We start from the raw sequence: 232 nt of genomic DNA, 5'->3' as shown, positions 1-232 counted from the left end.
CCCCCTGGCCGAATTTGCGGGGGAAATCCTTTCCGGTCTGGTATTCGGGGCGCTGCTGACCCTGGTTACCGGTCCAGGAGGCCCGGCTTTTCTGGTGTATAAAGTGGTGCGAATGCTGACGCGCTACGGCCCCCGCCTCGGACGAACGATCCGGACCTTATGGCAGGCGCTGACTGACATCATGAAGGACATGGTCAGCGTCATGTCCGGTTTTCTGGACAACCATGGCGCC

1 protein-coding gene is annotated in these 232 nt (G+C 60.8%); it reads left to right on the top strand.

The features are described from left to right. Nucleotides 1-232 (top strand): eL43 family ribosomal protein (locus KIF87_RS23140; RefSeq protein WP_213330875.1); only part of this gene is annotated, 232 nt, incomplete at both ends.

It is taken from the genome of Enterobacter sp. 120016 (assembly GCF_018383635.1).
GTDB classification, from domain to species: domain Bacteria; phylum Pseudomonadota; class Gammaproteobacteria; order Enterobacterales; family Enterobacteriaceae; genus Enterobacter; species Enterobacter asburiae_D.
This window is presented reverse-complemented; position numbering and strand designations above follow the sequence as displayed.